Origin of the sequence: Pseudoalteromonas sp. 78C3, from assembly GCF_002836695.1 — a bacterium.
Taxonomy (GTDB): Bacteria; Pseudomonadota; Gammaproteobacteria; order Enterobacterales; family Alteromonadaceae; genus Pseudoalteromonas; species Pseudoalteromonas arctica.
In genome coordinates, this window is the sequence record NZ_PJAV01000058.1 from 1 (window position 1) to 432 (window position 432).

General features: G+C 38.9%; 1 protein-coding gene. It reads left to right on the forward strand.

The window, feature by feature from the left end; all coding sequences use genetic code 11:
* Window positions 1–103: 103 nt before the first annotated feature.
* Window positions 104–432 (forward strand): flagellin N-terminal helical domain-containing protein (locus CXF76_RS00805; protein ID WP_442960166.1); only part of this gene is annotated, 329 nt, incomplete at its 3' end.

Genomic DNA, 432 nt, shown 5'->3' on the forward strand with positions numbered 1-432 from the left:
TTCCTGCCGTTAACTTAATCAGTAAGGGGCTTGTACATAAATTTGTTACGGCTCTTGGTTAAATCAAAACAGTACTTTTACGAAAGTAATCAGGAGTTTTCTTATGATTTCAGTAAACACAAATGTATCTTCATTAAACGCACAACGTAACCTATCTCAATCAGGTTCTGATTTAGCGACATCAATGGAGCGTTTATCATCGGGTATGCGTATTAACAGCGCAAAAGATGATGCGGCAGGCCTACAAATTTCAAATCGTTTAACATCACAAGTAAATGGTTTAGGCGTAGCTCAAAGAAATGCAAACGATGGTATTTCAATGGCGCAAACAGCTGAAGGCGCAATGAGTGAGTCTACAAGTATTTTACAACGTATGCGTGAATTAGCACTACAATCAGCGAATGGTTCAAACTCATCAGAAGACCGTGAAGC